The 15,392-nt window shown below is 48.8% G+C and carries 17 protein-coding genes; 10 read left to right on the top strand and 7 right to left on the bottom strand.

Features of this window, described 5'->3' with window-relative positions:
- Positions 1–77: 77 nt before the first annotated feature.
- The 3 genes from AC5JMP_RS26785 to AC5JMP_RS26775 all read right to left on the bottom strand — a co-directional run bounded on the left by AC5JMP_RS26785 (position 78) and on the right by AC5JMP_RS26775 (position 2,696).
- Positions 78–608, bottom strand: coding sequence for a chemotaxis protein CheW (locus AC5JMP_RS26785; RefSeq protein WP_495854559.1), 531 nt, complete (start codon positions 606–608; stop codon positions 78–80).
- Between the two features lie 132 nt (positions 609–740).
- Complete coding sequence (locus AC5JMP_RS26780; protein ID WP_495854558.1) at positions 741–1,106, bottom strand: response regulator transcription factor; 366 nt, start codon at positions 1,104–1,106, stop codon at positions 741–743.
- 318 nt (positions 1,107–1,424) lie between these two features.
- The gene (locus AC5JMP_RS26775; protein WP_495854557.1) at positions 1,425–2,696 is read right to left on the bottom strand and encodes a response regulator; all 1,272 of its coding nucleotides are present in this window, start codon (positions 2,694–2,696) and stop codon (positions 1,425–1,427) included.
- A 699-nt stretch (positions 2,697–3,395) separates the two neighbouring features.
- Between AC5JMP_RS26775 and hmpF the strand changes: the two genes are divergently transcribed.
- Positions 3,396–5,108 carry a pilus motility taxis protein HmpF gene (gene hmpF / locus AC5JMP_RS26770; RefSeq protein ID WP_495854556.1) on the top strand — a complete coding sequence of 571 codons (1,713 nt, stop codon included), beginning with the start codon at positions 3,396–3,398 and terminating at the stop codon, positions 5,106–5,108.
- Positions 5,109–5,229: 121 nt separating this feature from the next.
- Here hmpF and crtW read toward each other — a convergent pair whose 3' ends face one another.
- Positions 5,230–6,012, bottom strand: a complete 783-nt coding sequence (gene crtW / locus AC5JMP_RS26765) for a beta-carotene ketolase CrtW (protein ID WP_495854555.1) — start codon at positions 6,010–6,012, stop codon at positions 5,230–5,232.
- 270 nt (positions 6,013–6,282) lie between these two features.
- Here crtW and hemE point away from each other — a divergent pair, with 270 nt between their 5' ends.
- The 4 genes from hemE to AC5JMP_RS26745 all read left to right on the top strand — a co-directional run bounded on the left by hemE (position 6,283) and on the right by AC5JMP_RS26745 (position 8,220).
- The gene (gene hemE / locus AC5JMP_RS26760; protein WP_495854610.1) at positions 6,283–7,344 is read left to right on the top strand and encodes a uroporphyrinogen decarboxylase; all 1,062 of its coding nucleotides are present in this window, start codon (positions 6,283–6,285) and stop codon (positions 7,342–7,344) included.
- Between the two features lie 117 nt (positions 7,345–7,461).
- The gene (locus AC5JMP_RS26755) at positions 7,462–7,680 is read left to right on the top strand and encodes a type II toxin-antitoxin system HicB family antitoxin (RefSeq protein WP_495854554.1); all 219 of its coding nucleotides are present in this window, start codon (positions 7,462–7,464) and stop codon (positions 7,678–7,680) included.
- A gap of 5 nt (positions 7,681–7,685) precedes the next feature.
- Positions 7,686–7,979, top strand: a complete 294-nt coding sequence (locus AC5JMP_RS26750; RefSeq protein ID WP_495854553.1) for a BrnT family toxin — start codon at positions 7,686–7,688, stop codon at positions 7,977–7,979.
- Positions 7,942–8,220, top strand: a complete 279-nt coding sequence (locus AC5JMP_RS26745) for a BrnA antitoxin family protein (protein WP_495854552.1) — start codon at positions 7,942–7,944, stop codon at positions 8,218–8,220. Before AC5JMP_RS26750 ends, AC5JMP_RS26745 begins: the two co-directional genes overlap by 38 nt.
- Before the next feature lie 46 nt (positions 8,221–8,266).
- Here the strand turns inward: AC5JMP_RS26745 and AC5JMP_RS26740 are convergent, their stop codons facing one another.
- Positions 8,267–8,728 carry a hypothetical protein gene (locus AC5JMP_RS26740; protein ID WP_495854551.1) on the bottom strand — a complete coding sequence of 154 codons (462 nt, stop codon included), beginning with the start codon at positions 8,726–8,728 and terminating at the stop codon, positions 8,267–8,269.
- A 308-nt stretch (positions 8,729–9,036) separates the two neighbouring features.
- Between AC5JMP_RS26740 and AC5JMP_RS26735 the strand changes: the two genes are divergently transcribed.
- The 3 genes from AC5JMP_RS26735 (at position 9,037) to kefC (ending at position 11,809) form a co-directional block, all read left to right on the top strand.
- A complete protein-coding gene (locus AC5JMP_RS26735; protein WP_495854550.1) occupies positions 9,037–9,165 on the top strand; it encodes a hypothetical protein in 129 nt (42 codons plus the stop codon).
- A gap of 123 nt (positions 9,166–9,288) precedes the next feature.
- On the top strand, positions 9,289–9,927 hold the full coding sequence (gene kefF / locus AC5JMP_RS26730) for a glutathione-regulated potassium-efflux system oxidoreductase KefF (RefSeq protein WP_495854549.1): 639 nt from the start codon (positions 9,289–9,291) through the stop codon (positions 9,925–9,927).
- A complete protein-coding gene (gene kefC / locus AC5JMP_RS26725; protein ID WP_495854548.1) occupies positions 9,917–11,809 on the top strand; it encodes a glutathione-regulated potassium-efflux system protein KefC in 1,893 nt (630 codons plus the stop codon). Before kefF ends, kefC begins: the two co-directional genes overlap by 11 nt.
- Before the next feature lie 362 nt (positions 11,810–12,171).
- On the opposite strand, the gene AC5JMP_RS26720 is transcribed toward kefC, so the two are convergent.
- Complete coding sequence (locus tag AC5JMP_RS26720) at positions 12,172–12,411, bottom strand: hypothetical protein (protein ID WP_495854547.1); 240 nt, start codon at positions 12,409–12,411, stop codon at positions 12,172–12,174.
- 222 nt (positions 12,412–12,633) lie between these two features.
- On the bottom strand, positions 12,634–12,906 hold the full coding sequence (locus AC5JMP_RS26715) for a hypothetical protein (protein WP_495854546.1): 273 nt from the start codon (positions 12,904–12,906) through the stop codon (positions 12,634–12,636).
- Positions 12,907–13,109: 203 nt separating this feature from the next.
- On the opposite strand from AC5JMP_RS26715, the gene AC5JMP_RS26710 reads away from it, so the two are divergent.
- Together AC5JMP_RS26710 and AC5JMP_RS26705 are read left to right on the top strand one after the other, a co-directional pair.
- Positions 13,110–14,471, top strand: a complete 1,362-nt coding sequence (locus tag AC5JMP_RS26710) for a M12 family metallopeptidase (protein WP_495854545.1) — start codon at positions 13,110–13,112, stop codon at positions 14,469–14,471.
- Positions 14,472–14,581: 110 nt separating this feature from the next.
- Positions 14,582–15,217 carry an N-acetylmuramoyl-L-alanine amidase gene (locus tag AC5JMP_RS26705; protein WP_495854544.1) on the top strand — a complete coding sequence of 212 codons (636 nt, stop codon included), beginning with the start codon at positions 14,582–14,584 and terminating at the stop codon, positions 15,215–15,217.
- Positions 15,218–15,392 lie beyond the last annotated feature (175 nt).

Below are 15,392 nucleotides of genomic sequence, written 5' to 3'. Positions count from 1 at the left end.
CTTCTGAAAACGACAAGCGTCAATCTGTTGGCAAGCTAAGCTGCTGGCAAGCTAAGCTGCTGGCAAACAATGAGCACTTAAGCCGCCCATCGAGCTGAGCGCAAGATTGCTACCTGGTCGAGCAGCCGAAGGTGACGATCGCTCTCCCGTCCTTGCGTCCATTCTCCCCGCAGAAAAGGTGCCATGCCGTCGGGGACGTTTGTGGGAATTTGAATTTCTTCAATATCCAGCCAGTCCATCCCCACAATCCGATCGATCGCCAGCCCTAACATTGTGTCCTGATCTTCCACAGCGATCACAGAAATTTCTGGGCGATCGGTACTCAATAGTATCGGGCTTCCTAAAAACTGTCCCAAATCTGCAACCCAAATCACACGGCCCCGCACATTTAGCGTACCCAGCAGCAGAGGAGAAACATTGGGAATAGGGGTAATGCGATCGGGCGGCGATGAAATCACCTCTCTAATTCCAGTTGCAGGCAAAGCAAATTCATCTCCTGAAGCCACAAAAAACTTGAGATGAAGCTCACCCTCAGGACTTTCTAGCTCCTGAAGTTCGGGTGCCTGATCTTGACCTCTTCCCGTTGAAAAATCCAAATTCCCAATCATGAATCTAACCTACCTACGCAAGGGGACTATTGCGATGCTTTCATCCTTAAGCTACCCCTGTAATAGAATTCCATAACACTTTATGATGCAGGGTCTATTCTTAACTTAATCTTTACAGCGGTTTTGTTAAGTTTACTTTCTCAGGAGTTGCTTGACGGTTCCGACTAACTCAGTGGGTTGAAAAGGCTTGGCAATATAGGCATCTGCACCTTGCTTCATGCCCCAGTAGCGATCGAACTCTTCTCCTTTGGAAGAACACATGACAACGGGAACATTTTGAGTCTTGGGATCAGCCTTGAGCCGACGACAAACCTCGTAGCCATTCATGCGGGGCATCACAATATCTAGCACCACCAAATCAGGGCGCTGACCCTGAATTTTTTCCAGCGCCTCCATACCATCACTGGCAACCGTAACACTTAAGCCGCTCCCCCTCAGCAGATCGGTGATCATTTCCCGCTGGGTAACACTGTCTTCCACCACTAAAACCGTACTCATAACGCTCTACCTGCTAGATGCGACTTAATCGGGAATAACCTGCTGGCAGTGGTTCTGTTAGAAAGGTTCCCGCTGAAAATTTCTCTGGTGGAAATACTGGCATTGCCGCTTTTAGGAATGAAATATTGTATATGAGAGCCTCTCTGCCACCCTCTTACACAAAAATTTATCCCAAAATTCAGCAGTGCCGAAATATCTATAAAAAAGGCTTTGATGAGGTCAGCAAAAAAGACAGTATGGACAGGAGCAGGAATTTTCACAAGACTTTCGCTGGGTTTATGTGGCTGATCTGGATTGCCCATGCTTCACAGTTTTAGCTCATCTTCCGATTTCTAGCTCATCTTCCAAAGCTTCCGCCAACAATTTTTCGGGTTTTGGACGGTTGAGATCGCCAATACCCACATATCTTTCCACCAGCATCAGTAGCTCTCCTTCCCCAAAGGGCTTGGTTAGATAGTCGGTGGCGCCCACCATGCGAGCCGTAACGCGATCGATAAAGCCATCCTTGCCCGTCAGCATGACGATCGGGGTGCCCCGAAACGCCGTCGATCGCCGCAGCATGGCGCATAGCTCATAGCCATCTAGCTCCGGCATCGTGATATCGCACAAAATCAAATCAGGCTTGAGCTGAAACACGAGGCTCAGCGCTTTTAGAGGATTGCTGATTGCCGTGACCTCGTAGCCATGACGATTCAAAATATCCTCCACAGATTGACGTACCGTGAGACCATCATCAATGCAAACAATTCTGGGCACCCGATCTTGATAGAGCTGCATCTCTCGCTTCTGGGCGATCGCCTCCCCGTCAGCAGGGGAATTGAGCAACTGCACCGAGCCATCCCGAATGTGAGGATATACCGCACGAGCAACGGTAAGAATATCGCGGTTGAGATAGCGCGCCATCTGACGTAGGGACGTTTTGCCATCTGCCCAGCGCTCCAAAATCTTGAAGGTTGCTTCTGACACTGTTTCTCGCAGGTGGTTGGCATCGGCGATCGCTGGACACTGATCTGGCGACTGAATGTGCGGATGAAACTGCTTCCATTCCTGAACCTGCTTCATGGTGCGAGCCATCATGGGCGCAATTTCTAGGGTCGTGAGCTGAGGCGAGAGCGCCGACCCTAGCTCAAACACAAAGGAGCCTTGGTGCAAGCTCAGCAAATCAAACAGCGTCTCATAGACCATGCTTTGAATCACGGCGCGTCCCTGTGCCGGGGTCAAAACGCTGTTTTCTAGCAGAGTCCAAAGATAGCCATATTCGGGGGCATTGTGGGTGGCGATCGTCGAGGCATTTGTCTGATCCACAGCCTTGTGCACTCGGTAGCGACGCAAATGATCCCGCAGACGCGAGAGGTTGCTACTGCTGCTACCCGCATAAATAATTTGACCGTTGAGAAAGAAAACAAACCAGGATTGGGAGGGCTGCGCTAAAGCCTTGCGATTACGGCTGGCAGATCCGGCTCCAAAATCGCCACTCACACCCGCGATCGAGGAGCCATGAGATTCTACGAACAGTTCGCCCGTGCGCTGACCCAGCTCAATCAGCTGTAAAATGCTGCGGATGTCGATCTCACTCAGCTTGCCCTGCATTCCAATTCAACAGGCCCATAGAAACTGCATCTGAGTCCATTCTGCCCATTTTCTCCGCGCCTTGTAACTTTCTTTGCGTTTCATATAGCTTTTATAGCTTTAGGCAACTCCAGCTTTAGGCAACAGGCTTCACACTCTGGCAACCTGACTCTTTCACAGCAGATATGGCGCTACGCGCTTGGATCTAATAAGTTATTTTTGAGAGCCGCGCTCCGCGCGGCTCTCAAAAATAACTCACCCTAACTCAATTACGTAATGCCATATGCCCTTATTTTTATTTTTTATAAGAATTTTTATGAGAACGCGCCGAATCTTAAATCAGGTTTGTTGAAGTGCTGCGATTATGGGGAACTCTGAAAATACGCTCAAATTCTAGCCCTCCGCTATTGAAAGATAATGGTACAGTTGACTGGAAATATGGCTAGACAGCCCCAAGGTGCCCTGCTCAATAGCATCTGCAAGCGATGCAGCGAAGCGATTCTAAGGTAATCGCCACGCAATAGCGATCGCCTTAGAGACAAATAGGAGTCAGATTGCTGCAAATTGAGTAGGCTAGTAGCGTTATTTCCATCAAGTAGGTCTGTTGATGAGCAGCTTTGGCTGTTGGGGTGAGTCAAGATGAATACAAGAGTCGAAACAGCCTGAGAGCTGAAAAAGCTGATTTTGGATTGAGCTTAGACATAGAAGAGGATTTTCAGCGTGCTGTATTTAGCGGAAGTACAGAGAAATCGAAGAGGAGTCATGGGGGGCGGCAGACCGGAGTTTAAGCTGCTAGCCTGTCAGCGCAGCGAGCAAACTTGGAGTGCTGTGCCCGGAGAGGAATTGATTCCAGCCCCCGACGATGCCAGCAGCTATGGCACGGGCGTTTTGGTCATGGTCGATCTGTCTGGCAGCAAGCAGGTGCAGCGTCACTCAGAAGCGGGTCGCCAATTGGTCAGCATTTTGCAGGGCTTCTCCCGATTTCAGGAGAAGGCAAAAACCCAGGAGGCAGAAATTGATCAGTGGAAAGAATCCTTAACTTATCAGAGCCAGGAACTCAACCGTCGAGAGATGGAAATGGAGGCTCGACAGGAAGAACTTCAGCAAATGGAGGCTGAAGCAGAAAAATTTGAGCAGCAGCGTCAGGAAATTGAGGCTTCCCGGCAAGAGGTCGATCGCCTCCGTGAAGAATTTGAGCGCAAGACCGAGGAGTTGCAGGGAGCCTGGGCGCATTTACGCGGCGAAACCAATCGATTAGAGGAGCGTCAGGCAGAGGTTCAGCAGTCGGTAGGTCTAGATGCTGAGCAAGTTCGATACCTGCAAGAATTGCTCGATCGTCTTTCTCAGCCTAACTCACCTACAGACTCCATCCAAGAGCAGGTTCATTCAGCAGTTGACCTGGTGAACCAGCAGCAAAGCGTTTTGGATAATCACTGGCAAAACTTGCAGCAGCAGCAAGCCTCTGCTCAGCAAATTCAGGGCGAGGTGGATTGGAAAACCCAGGAAATCCGCGATCGCTGGCACGCATGGCATCAGGCACAAACGGCACTGGAGCAAGCCAAAGCCGATCTGAGTGCCAAGACAGAAGCGCTGCGTTTGCATCAGGAATATGCCCAAAAGCTGACAGCAAGGCTGCAAACTCAGGGAGAGTTGCACCAGCAGGTCGCTCAATTGGCAGGCGCATCTGGCAAGGTGGATCTGGGAGAACTAGAGAATATGTCTCTAGAGGCGCTGCAAAATGCGGTAAGAGATCTGGAGAAAGATCTAGAGAAAATGTCTCGCTTCGTCCAAAGTCAGGAAGAAGAGCTAACGCTTCAGCAGGAGGCGATCGACGAACTAAATCAGCAGATTCAACAGGCCAGCGAATATGACCGAATGCGTCTGGAAACAGAACTTGCCGACGAACAAGACCGCTACCAAATGCTGAATGAAACGCTAGTCGGTCAGCGGCGCAATCTCCAGGAGCGGGAGGCCGTCATTAGACAGCACCAAATGGTTTTGGCAAAGCGACAGGGTTACCCGGTAGAGGGCGAAGGCAAGTCGATTGATGTGGAGCCTATCTTGGCACAGATTGAGCGTCTACGACAGCAGCTAACCCAAGAGCTACAGACTTTAGAAGAAAAAATCCAGCAGTTGCGTTTGGAGATTGATTCCCTTCAGGGCGGAGTGAACCAGCAGTCGGCAGAGCAAGAAGCCAAACGCGACGAGCTAAGGCAGCTTGAGCAGCAGCTTCAGACTCAGGTGGCGGCGGCGGCAGAGCTGTGGGGCAAGGTGAACGCCTACCAGGAGACGCTCCAGCCGATTCAGGACAGTCTGGGTGGTCTGCGACAAACCACGGAGGCGATCGTCAATGCCCTCGGTCAAGATTCAGGCGGCTCTCACCTCCAAACGGTCAATGAGCTTCGAGAAACCATCCAGCGACTTGCTCCATAGTTAAATCCGGGTAGTGGTATTTGAGTAAGAATTTTTGTTGCATGGGCAAAACTCACGCAACAAAAATTCTTACCCCTTAAGGACTGCCAAATTTTGGATTGAGAATCCAGGACTGATGGGCTTACCGTAGACTTTTGAGCTGCTGGGCGATCGCTGGAAGTCTCCACCAGGGCACATGGGGATACTCATGATGTTCCAGGTGGTAGCCGAAGTGATAGCAGGTCAAAAACGACCAGATCAATGGGCGATAGGTGCTTTGAGTACGAAAGGTATTCCAGTAGCCTCCAGCAGGTTCGCGGTGGGGCAAAAACGTCCCAAAGTAAAAGAGCTGAACGGAGCTGAGTAGCGAAGGCACCACCCAAAACCAGCGCAGGTTGTATTCAGGGATATGCAGCAGGCGGTGCATCGCGTGGTAAACCGCAATGAGACCTAGCAGACGCCACCAGCTCCAGTAGCGTTTGACAAAGTAAAAATACCAGGCAAAACCATTTTTGTGCGTGCCGTCGTGAAAATCAGGATCTTCAGAACTTGCAGGATGATCATGGTGCTGCCAGTGCGCCTTGAGCAAATACCGATAGGAAAATAAGCCGTAGACTAGCAGCGCCAGTGTCCCTACAAAGTGATTGATTTTGAGATTTTGAGGAAAGACGGCGCGATGCATCGCATCATGGGCGGTAATGAATAGCCCCGTGTACAGAAAAGCCTGCCAGATTATGGCAAAGACAGTCAAAAATGGCTGCTGCTCAGCGGTCGTCCAGTTCAGCAATAGCGCCAAGCTAACTGCCCAGAATGTGATCACAAAACTGGCGATCGCCAATCCTAACCAACCCGTTTTACGAAGACTCGATTCATGACGCATCGGCAATGCTGGGGATGCAGTCAGGATTTTTTGCGGTAGACTCACGCGGTCATCTCAGCTAAGGATTAGTGTTCACCTCGTCATTGTAAAGTAAAGTAACAGGGTAAAGTAAAGCAACAAGGTAGTTGAGCCTAGGTTAAAGCTGATCGCAGCAGATCGATCGCCTTTCATGCCATCCTGCTGAATTCTTTCCCCAGTCTGAATATTTGTAACGGTTTAGCCATCCTCTACCCCAGGAGGGCGATCGCTGAATGGTAAGCTAGCAAATGCGCTATCGCGCTTAAGAAAATGATTTATTCTAGCGGCGGAGTTGAAATGACCGGATTAAACCAGGTTCCTTTATTGCTGAGAGCTGCGCGGGGAGAAGCGCTCGATCGACCTCCTGTTTGGATGATGCGGCAGGCGGGTCGCTACATGAAGGCATATCGGGATCTGCGAGAAAAATATCCGTCATTTCGAGAGCGATCGGAGATCCCAGAAGTGGCGATCGAGGTTTCGCTTCAGCCCTGGAGAGCCTTTCAGCCCGATGGTGTCATTCTGTTTTCCGATATCGTCACACCGCTGCCCGGTATGGGGATTGACATGGATATTGCGGAAGGCAAGGGACCAATTATCTTCTCGCCAATTCGCTCCCAGGAGCAGGTAGATGCTTTGCGTCCATTGGAACCAGAGGAATCTCTGCCCTTTATCAAAACCATCTTGCAATCTCTGCGCCAAGAAGTAGGCAATCAGTCTACCGTGCTGGGGTTTGTGGGCGCACCCTGGACGCTAGCGGCATACACGGTCGAGGGCAAAGGCTCTAAAGACTATGCCGTGATCAAGAACATGGCTTTCTCTGACCCGACGATTCTGCACCAGCTTTTGGAGAAGCTCTCAGACTCGATCGCCACCTACATTCGCTATCAGATTGACTGCGGCGCGCAGGTGGTGCAAATGTTTGACTCCTGGGCGGGTCAGCTTAGCCCGCAGGACTACGACACCTTTGCCCTGCCCTATCAGCAGCGCGTTTTCCGGCAGGTGCGCCAAACCCACCCCGATACACCGCTGATTTTGCTGGTGAGCGGCAGCGCGGGCGTGCTGGAACGGATGGGACGATCGGGAGCTGATATCGTCACGGTGGACTGGACGGTGGATATGGCAGATGCGCGGGCGCGCCTCGGTTCTCAAATGAAGGTGCAAGGCAACCTCGATCCGGGCGTGCTGTTTGGCTCGAAGGCATTTATCCGCGATCGAATTCTCGACACGGTTCAGAAGGCGGGCAATCGGGGGCATATCCTCAACTTGGGGCATGGCGTTCTGCCCAACACGCCTGAGGAGAATGTTGCTTTCTTCTTTGAGACTGCTAAGCAGATTAACCAAATGGCGGTTCCGGCTTAGGCTGAGAATCTACAGTTTTTTTGAATTGAGCAAATGATGAGATGTGGGCGATTATGGCGATCGTCCACATTTTTATAGGTTGAAGTTTACAGGTTGAAGTTTGTGGATTGAGGTGAAATGAGCCAAAAACTTCAGTACAGGGTTGTAATTGAGAGAGGAGCAAAAAGTTATGGAGCATATTTACCAGACTTGCCAGGTTGCATAGCAACAGGTAAAACGAAAGAAGAGACATTAGGATTAATCAGGGAAGCAATTGAGCTTCATCTTGAAGCTTTACATCAGCAAGGATTACTGATTCTAGAGCCTTATTCTTCAGACAAACTTGTAGGGGACTAAAGTTTGTGAATGACGCTTTCAGGAAGTTTGAATGGGACGAAGCGAAAAATCTTGAAAATATTCGCAATCACAAGATTGACTTTGCTGATATCCCTGAAATGTTTGAAGGTTCAATGTTGATCGAACTTGATAATCGTATTAATTATGGCGAGGAGCGCTGGAGTGGAATCGGTTTTTTGAGAAACGGTGTAGCGGTTGTTGTTTGGACAGAACGACAAAATAATGTCATCCGAATTATTTCAGCACGAAGGGCGAACCGATATGAACGTAAACGATTCGAGCAGTACCTCACGTACTGATTGGGCAGCACTAGAAGCGATGATCGATGAGGATATCGATTATTCCGACATTCCGCCTTTGACCGAGGAATTTTTTGAGAAAGCCACTTTGCGAGTTCCGGCAACTCAAGCCCGGAATTTAATTCAGCTAGATCCGGATGTCATGCTGTGGTTTCAAGCTCAAGGTTTAGAGTACAAAGCGCTGATTAATTCGATTCTGCGCCGTCATATCGAAGGCAGTAGCGATCAGCGCATAAGCTAACGGCACAACTGCTTGTTCCTTCTATTTGTGAAAGTTGTCGCATTGTTTAATTCTCTCTTCGCCTGTGATTTGAGCTGTAGAAAGCTAACCAATCTGTTCCTCCCCAGATTGCTCCAATGATTTGCCCAAAAAAATAAACAGCCATGCCTGCCAATGCTGCTCCAAGGTTTGGTAAGTCAGGATCTGTTGGTCCCGGAAAAATCCTGTCCATTGCCCCACCTACAAATATTCCAACTGCTAATCCTACGGTTCCACCCAATGTCGCACCAAATAACACGCCCAACAGAACAATACCTCCAGCCCTGAGCGATCGTTGTAGGATTGCTGTAACCATGCCTGAAATTAAACCAATGACGAGAGCAATGCTGCTCTGAAAGAGCATGATTTTTAGTAAGAAGTCACCAGGTAATCCATAAGGTTTGGTTGAAAACCAAAGTAAACAAGCAACACTTATGGCAAAAAGCCCTACAGCCCATCTCACTCTCCATGTTCTCCAATATCTAGGCATCGCTCTATGCTCTGATGGATAAGTTCCGAGTCGTAAAGACAACTAAAGAATTCAACACTAGCTCAATACAGGTAATCTGTTAGGGTACTGGTAAATCTACCCTTGAAAGCTAGGCTGAAAAGTCAGACAGGGTTCCTTGAGGATTAGCCCCCAATCAAAAGATTCTCTAATTCTTGGTTTTCGTTTGAGCAGTGCTGCGATCGCTCACACCCCTTCAATCAGAGCGATCGTAAGAGCCATATCTGCTTATCGGCTGCTATGCCAGATTAAAACTTTCTGTGCGAGAGGCATTGGTCTTGCGGCGAATTATGATTACTGGCAAAAGAGTGGCGATCGCCATGGACATTCCGAAGGGAGCAGTATCGGTTCAGGTGCCGACCTTCAAGAGAATTTCTCATGCCGCTCCCATTAGCGACCTGATGGCCCCGGCTATGTGAGGTTGGGGGAGTAAGTTTCACCCGCAGATGTTAAGGCAATGTATGAATCAGACAGAATTGAGCTGGGTGTGCTAAAAGAATCATAGCTAATATGGCTCGAATACTCCTTGAGTAAGGTTTCAAATGAGCGTCCCCAACCGCATCTTAGTTCTGTTTGCTCATCCCGCATTGGAGCGATCGCGGGTGAATCGACATTTGATTCAGGCTTTGAAGGGAATCGATTCCATTACGATTCACGACTTGTACGAGCAGTATCCTAACCTGCATATCCATGTGAAGCATGAGCAGCGCCTTCTGCTTGACCACGATATTATTGTGTTTCAGCATCCCTTTTACTGGTACAGCAGCCCTGCCATCCTAAAGGAATGGCAGGATTTGGTGTTAGAGCATGGTTTTGCTTATGGTCATGGCGGCACAGCTCTACAAGGGAAAAAGTTTCTTTCGGTGATTACGACTGGAGGCAGTCAAGAGGCTTACTGTCGGCAGGGACATAATTTTTTCACGATTCGAGAATTGTTGGCGCCCTTTGAGCAAACCGCGCGACTCTGCGGCATGGAGTATCTGCCGCCATTTGTCGTTCAAGGGACGCATCAACTGCATGGGTCAGAGCAAATTTCCAAGCATGTGAACGATTATCACAAGGCAATCATGGCACTGCGCGATGACACGATGCACTGGGATCAGTTGCGACAGCAGAAGTTCCTAAACCACAATCTGGATCAAACGATCAGAACGCCGGAGACCTCCCAACATGCACAATGAAAACCTGTTTTTTCAGGCATTTATCTACCTGGCGGCGGCGGTGCTATCGGTGCCCATCTCCAAGCGACTGGGATTAGGTTCGGTGCTGGGATATCTGATCGCTGGGGTGATTATTGGGCCTTTTGGGCTGCACTTTGTTGGGCAAGAGGGCGAAGATGTAATGCACTTCGCTGAGTTTGGCGTCGTGATGATGCTGTTTTTGGTGGGTTTAGAACTGCAACCCTCGCTGCTCTGGCGGCTGCGGCTGCCGATCTTAGGGTTGGGCGGATTGCAGGTGGCAGTCACTAGCCTGGTGATAGGAGCGATCGCCCTACTGTTCGGACTTTCTTGGCAAATGGCGCTGGCCGTAGGGATGATTCTCTCAATGTCCTCCACGGCGATCGTGCTGCAAACGCTCAACGAAAAGGGGCTGAGCAAAACAGAAGCCGGACAGTCTGCTTTTTCGGTGCTGCTGTTTCAAGATATTGCTGTGATTCCCATCCTGGCGTTCCTGCCCATTTTGGCGATGAAAAGCAGCGCTGTCAGCCTGTTGGCGAGTCGAGTCATGCTGGTTGCGGCAGAGCCAACTCAGAGTTCAGCCTTACCTCCCTGGCAACAGGCGCTGCTGGTCATGGGCGTGGTGGGTGGCATCATCGTCGCTGGACGGTTCCTCATGCGCCCTGTGTTTCGCTTTATTGCCGCCACCAAGCTACGAGAGATTTTCACGGCAACGGCGCTGCTGCTGGTGATTGGGATTGCGCTAGCCATGCAGGCGGTAGGGCTATCCCCAGCGCTGGGAACCTTTGTGGCAGGAGTCGTACTGGCAGATAGTGAGTATCGCCATGAGTTAGAGAGTGATATTGATCCGTTCAAGGGGTTGCTGCTGGGACTGTTCTTTATTTCGGTAGGAGCTAGCGTTAACTTCAATCTGGTGTTGCAGCAGCCCTTACTGATTTTGGGCTTGGTGCTGGGGCTGGCGATCGTCAAGTTCGGTGTTCTAGTTGCCCTGGGGTGGTTTTTCAAACTGGAGTTAAGCCAAAGTTTGTTGTTTGCCTTTGCCCTAGCTCAGGGGGGAGAGTTTGCCTTTGTCCTATTCTCCTTTGCCACCCAGTCGGGGGTGCTGACCTCGGCTGTAGCGGCTCCACTGGTGGCGGTAGTGGCGATGTCGATGGTGGTGACTCCGCTGCTGATGATTGTTAATGACAGGTTCGTACAGCCTCGGTTTAATGCTCCGGCAGAGGATCGAGAAGCCGATAAGATTGACGACGGCGAAACCCCGGTGATTATCGCTGGGTTTGGTCGCTTTGGTCAGATTGTAGGGCGGCTCTTGTTGGCAAACGGTTGCCAGATTACCGTTTTGGATCACAGTCCAGGACAAATTGAGCTATTGCGGCGGTTTGAGTGGAAGGTGTTCTACGGCGATGCCTCCCGGCTTGATCTCCTGCATGCCGCTGGGGCAGAGCGAGCCAAACTTTTAGTCGTGGCGATCGACGAACCTGAAAAAATTCTGGAAGTGGTAGAACTAGCGCGTAAGCATTTTCCCCATCTCAAAATTCTGGCAAGGGCAGTCGATCGCCGCCATGCATATGAGCTAATTCGGCAGGGAGTGGATGTGATTCAGCGAGAAACCTTTGGTTCTGCTTTAGATATGGGAGTTGCAGCCCTGAAGTTACTAGGGGTTCGCTCCCACAGAGCACACCGGGTAGCGCAAACCTTCCGACAGCACGATGAAGCAGCGCTGCATGAAATGGCAGTTTTGGAAGGAGATGATGCCGTTGTAATTGCGCGATCGCGCCAGTTGGCGAAGGACTTGGAGCAACTTTTGCAGTCAGACGAAAAAGATCTGATTCAGGATGCCGACCAAGCCTGGGATATCTCAGCCCTACGCAAAGATGCTCGTTGAGCGTGCTTCACATGGCAGTCTTTAAAAGGTAAAGGTTGATTGAAGCTTACCCACAATACGGAAAATGGCAAAAATAGCTGGGTGTTTATGCGAGATTGAGCTGAAGCCTTTACGGGCAGTTCAAAAATGAATGGGGAAAACAGGTAAAGGAGGTCTCGATTCTCAAAAATGCGATCGTAATTTCAATAAATGCGATCGCATTTTTGATGCAAGGGACTTCGTTTATCGAAAATGAGGTCACATTTTCCGTATTTGCGATCGCAATTTCAATAAACGGAAAGGATCTGATGTAGCGGAGGGCTAATGCTGAATTGCGTCATCCCTCCGCTAGATCCTATTCAGGCTATCTCGTCGATCGCCCCTTAACCATTCGTCGGGCGATAGTGGGTGCTGATTGCCATCACCTTCTGCGGATCAGGGGTGGGTAAGAGTGGACTCCAAGTATCGATCGTCCGAAAGCCGCGCACATGGGATTCGCGAATGGTCGCTTGAACGGCAGCACGGGAGGCGAAGATAATGACACGAATGATCTCTCGCTCCGGGCTAGGTTCTTCCTCCGGTTGAAACGCCGGATGGTTGAAGAAATTGAATTCTCCGGTCATGACTATTACTCCTTGTGGTTTTGGGTTCGCTTGTAGAGATCTCGCTTGCCTGAACTATGGGTCAGAAATGCAAGACGAGAAGGAACCCCAAAAACATGGCTACTCACGATCGATTAACAAGTAGCGCCAAGGAGTGTAACCAGAAAGCTACACTGTTCAAAGCCCTACGGACTGCCATCCCGGTCTGTAAGGTTAGAGGTATGTCGTAGGGACCAATCTACTTCATACCTCGCCAGAGGTTTTTGGGTGAATTAAGGCTGCTGGCGCTGAGAGCAAAAAAGCAACCTTAGCGGATAACAATATAGGAAGGAGGGGGCGATCGTCAAGCTCTTTGTTGAAGAAGTTTGTTTGTGCCTTGGGAGAGGGAATGGGGAGGCGATCGGGTAGACGAGGTGATGGAGGTTGTAGCATTGGCAGATGATGGATAACTCCGGCATTTGGGGTGTTATCCCGTGTAAATGACGGATAAGCACCCCAACCTCTAGAATTAACCATCAAATATGACGGATAACACCCTAGGACTCCGGACTTAGACCGCAAAGTTTCTATCTAATTCCTCAAGAAGCGGGTGTTATCACGCAAATGTGCTTGATAATTCTGAGAAGATAAGCGCTTATCCAGCATATGTGACGTTGAATATATAGTTATCTGGATTAGTAAGGTAAGTTTTGTCAAATACTTTTTGAAGGTAATAAGCAATGTCTTGCACTCGTTCATGCGGCGAATATAGATCTGGCTCAAAATTTGGATTTGTTAAGCTTTCTGGACATACTTTCTCAGAGCGCATCATTAAGTTTTCAGTGGTTGGAGGTTATGCGATTGTCGAAGGGGACATCGTTTTAGGGTCAGTAGATGAGCTTGATCAAATAACTGAGGGCATTGGAGTCGTTGGTGCCGGAAAACGTTGGAGCAATGGAGTAATTCCTTATCAGCTTGATCCTTCATTGGTATTGCCAGAGCAAGAAAACGTAGAGCTAGCTATCCAACACTGGGAAAAAGAAACGCTCATTCGATTTATTAAGCACATTAATGAAAAGAGTTTTGTTACATTTCTATCAAGAGAAGAACAAGATCCTAATTATCGCGGTTGTAGCTCACGAGTCGGAATGGTCGGCGGCGAGCAAATAATTGAGCTTTCTGGTAACTGCGGTCTTGGTAGCACTATTCATGAAATTGGTCATGCTGTTGGGTTGTGGCATGAACAGAGCCGTAGTGATCGTGACAAGTTTGTAGAAGTCGTTTACGCTAACCTCCCAAACGATGAAGATTTTTTAGAGGCTAATTTTAATCAACGCATTTACGATGGTGAGGATTTAAACACCTACGATTATGAATCAATCATGCATTACGGTGCTTATGCCTTCGCGATCGATGAAAGCAAGCCAACCATTATTGCGCCTGAGCCGTGGACAAATAGAATTGGACAAAGAGAAGGTTTAAGTAAAGGTGATATTGCAGCAGTTCGCAGTCTGTATTCAATTAATGCAGCTATCTTGCACCCTAATGGAAAAGCATACTTTTTCCGCGATAACTTGTATAAGCGCTTTGACTTTTCATCAAACAGCGTAGATAAAACGGCTCAATTCAATGTTGATGGCTGGCAGGGGTTAACCTTTGACAAAATTGATGCAGCAGTGACCCATCCAAATGGAAAAGGTTACTTTTTCAGACGTAATCAGTTTCAGCGATATGATTTCGATAAAGCCTCTGTTGACAGAACTGCCCAGATTGGCATTGATGGCTGGTCTGGTGTGTGGAATACAGGAATAGATGCAGCTATCAATCATCCAGATGGGAAGAGAGCATTTTTCTTCCGAGGCGATCGATACCAGCGCTATGACTTCAGCAAACAGAAGGTTGATAAAGAAGCTCGAATTGCAGATGGCTGGGCTGGGCTTTGGACAAATGGAATTAATGCTGCTATTACTCATCCAAAAGATGGCAAAGGATACTTTTTCCGAGGCGATCAGTATCAGCGATATGATTTTTCTTTGCAGAAAGTAGACAAGACAGGTTCTATTGGAAAAGATGGTTGGGCAGGACTATGGCCCCGTGAGTAAAAGACTATCACGTCTCTTGAAAAATCAAAGATGGGTATCAAACACTTTTTAGTACTCGATTGTATGCACAGAATTAGTTCTCTAAAGACAAACTCTACAACAATTTTACAATGGCTAACCCTGAAACATTTTACTTTACGCTACCTTCTGGTAAACGACCAGATCTCTTTCCATTGAATGAGCAAAAACATCCTGCTTATGATTGGCTGACTAGCAATCGCGCACGGGAAAGAGGAGGAGCCGCTTCTGACGCAATAGACACTATCGTCATACATGCAACAGCAGGTTACGCAACACAGGATGCCATTGATACTTGGCGTAGGGATGGGAATGTGGCAAGTGCTCACTGGATAATACCGGATGAAGACGAGCCTAAACATGGTAACGTCGTATGGGCAACTGTTGCTGAAGCCAAAGCTGCACGCCATGTTAGAGATACAATCAATGTGAGCGAGACAGTTCTTGGAGAAGGCTCAAATGTAAACAACAGAAGTTTAGGAATTGAAATTGTTAATACACAAGATGTGGAAGAGTATCGCGATCCTTTTTCTGTTTGGCAAACCACAATGACCGCTAGAGTTGTCTTGTATGCCTGGGCTAAGTACCCGAAGTTGAAGCATGTTATTTCCCATGCCAAGTTAGATTCAACAAGGAGGGCAGATCCTGGCAAAAAATTTCCTTGGATGGAATTTCGAGAAGCAGTACTAAACTATTCTGCTCTTCCAAATAAGCCTGCGGGTGGCTAAAACCCCAAGGTATTTTGGAAGCAATTGTTAGGAGATAAAATGGATAAGGTCGCCTAGGGTTCGGTGCAGAATCCAGATAACAATCCGCTTGCACACCGACCGTTTAAAATTTTTTTGTTGAGTCCGAAAGGACTAGCGGCGGGTGAAGCGGGTCGTTACCTGACTTTAAGAGATC

The organism is Drouetiella sp. (assembly GCF_059504425.1).
This window is presented reverse-complemented; position numbering and strand designations above follow the sequence as displayed.

Excerpts from the sequence above, each read along its gene's own strand:
- AC5JMP_RS26785 (WP_495854559.1), bottom strand. The coding sequence starts at position 608 with ATGATTGGGAATTTGGATTTTTCAACGGGAAGAGGTCAAGATCAGGCA.
- AC5JMP_RS26780 (WP_495854558.1), bottom strand. The coding sequence starts at position 1,106 with ATGAGTACGGTTTTAGTGGTGGAAGACAGTGTTACCCAGCGGGAAATG.
- AC5JMP_RS26775 (WP_495854557.1), bottom strand. The coding sequence starts at position 2,696 with ATGCAGGGCAAGCTGAGTGAGATCGACATCCGCAGCATTTTACAGCTG.
- hemE (WP_495854610.1), top strand. The coding sequence starts at position 6,283 with ATGACCGGATTAAACCAGGTTCCTTTATTGCTGAGAGCTGCGCGGGGA.
- AC5JMP_RS26755 (WP_495854554.1), top strand. The coding sequence starts at position 7,462 with ATGAGCCAAAAACTTCAGTACAGGGTTGTAATTGAGAGAGGAGCAAAA.
- AC5JMP_RS26745 (WP_495854552.1), top strand. The coding sequence starts at position 7,942 with ATGAACGTAAACGATTCGAGCAGTACCTCACGTACTGATTGGGCAGCA.
- AC5JMP_RS26740 (WP_495854551.1), bottom strand. The coding sequence starts at position 8,728 with ATGCCTAGATATTGGAGAACATGGAGAGTGAGATGGGCTGTAGGGCTT.
- AC5JMP_RS26735 (WP_495854550.1), top strand. The coding sequence starts at position 9,037 with ATGATTACTGGCAAAAGAGTGGCGATCGCCATGGACATTCCGAAGGGA.
- kefF (WP_495854549.1), top strand. The coding sequence starts at position 9,289 with ATGAGCGTCCCCAACCGCATCTTAGTTCTGTTTGCTCATCCCGCATTG.
- kefC (WP_495854548.1), top strand. The coding sequence starts at position 9,917 with ATGCACAATGAAAACCTGTTTTTTCAGGCATTTATCTACCTGGCGGCG.
- AC5JMP_RS26720 (WP_495854547.1), bottom strand. The coding sequence starts at position 12,411 with ATGACCGGAGAATTCAATTTCTTCAACCATCCGGCGTTTCAACCGGAG.
- AC5JMP_RS26715 (WP_495854546.1), bottom strand. The coding sequence starts at position 12,906 with ATGGTTAATTCTAGAGGTTGGGGTGCTTATCCGTCATTTACACGGGAT.
- AC5JMP_RS26710 (WP_495854545.1), top strand. The coding sequence starts at position 13,110 with ATGTCTTGCACTCGTTCATGCGGCGAATATAGATCTGGCTCAAAATTT.
- AC5JMP_RS26705 (WP_495854544.1), top strand. The coding sequence starts at position 14,582 with ATGGCTAACCCTGAAACATTTTACTTTACGCTACCTTCTGGTAAACGA.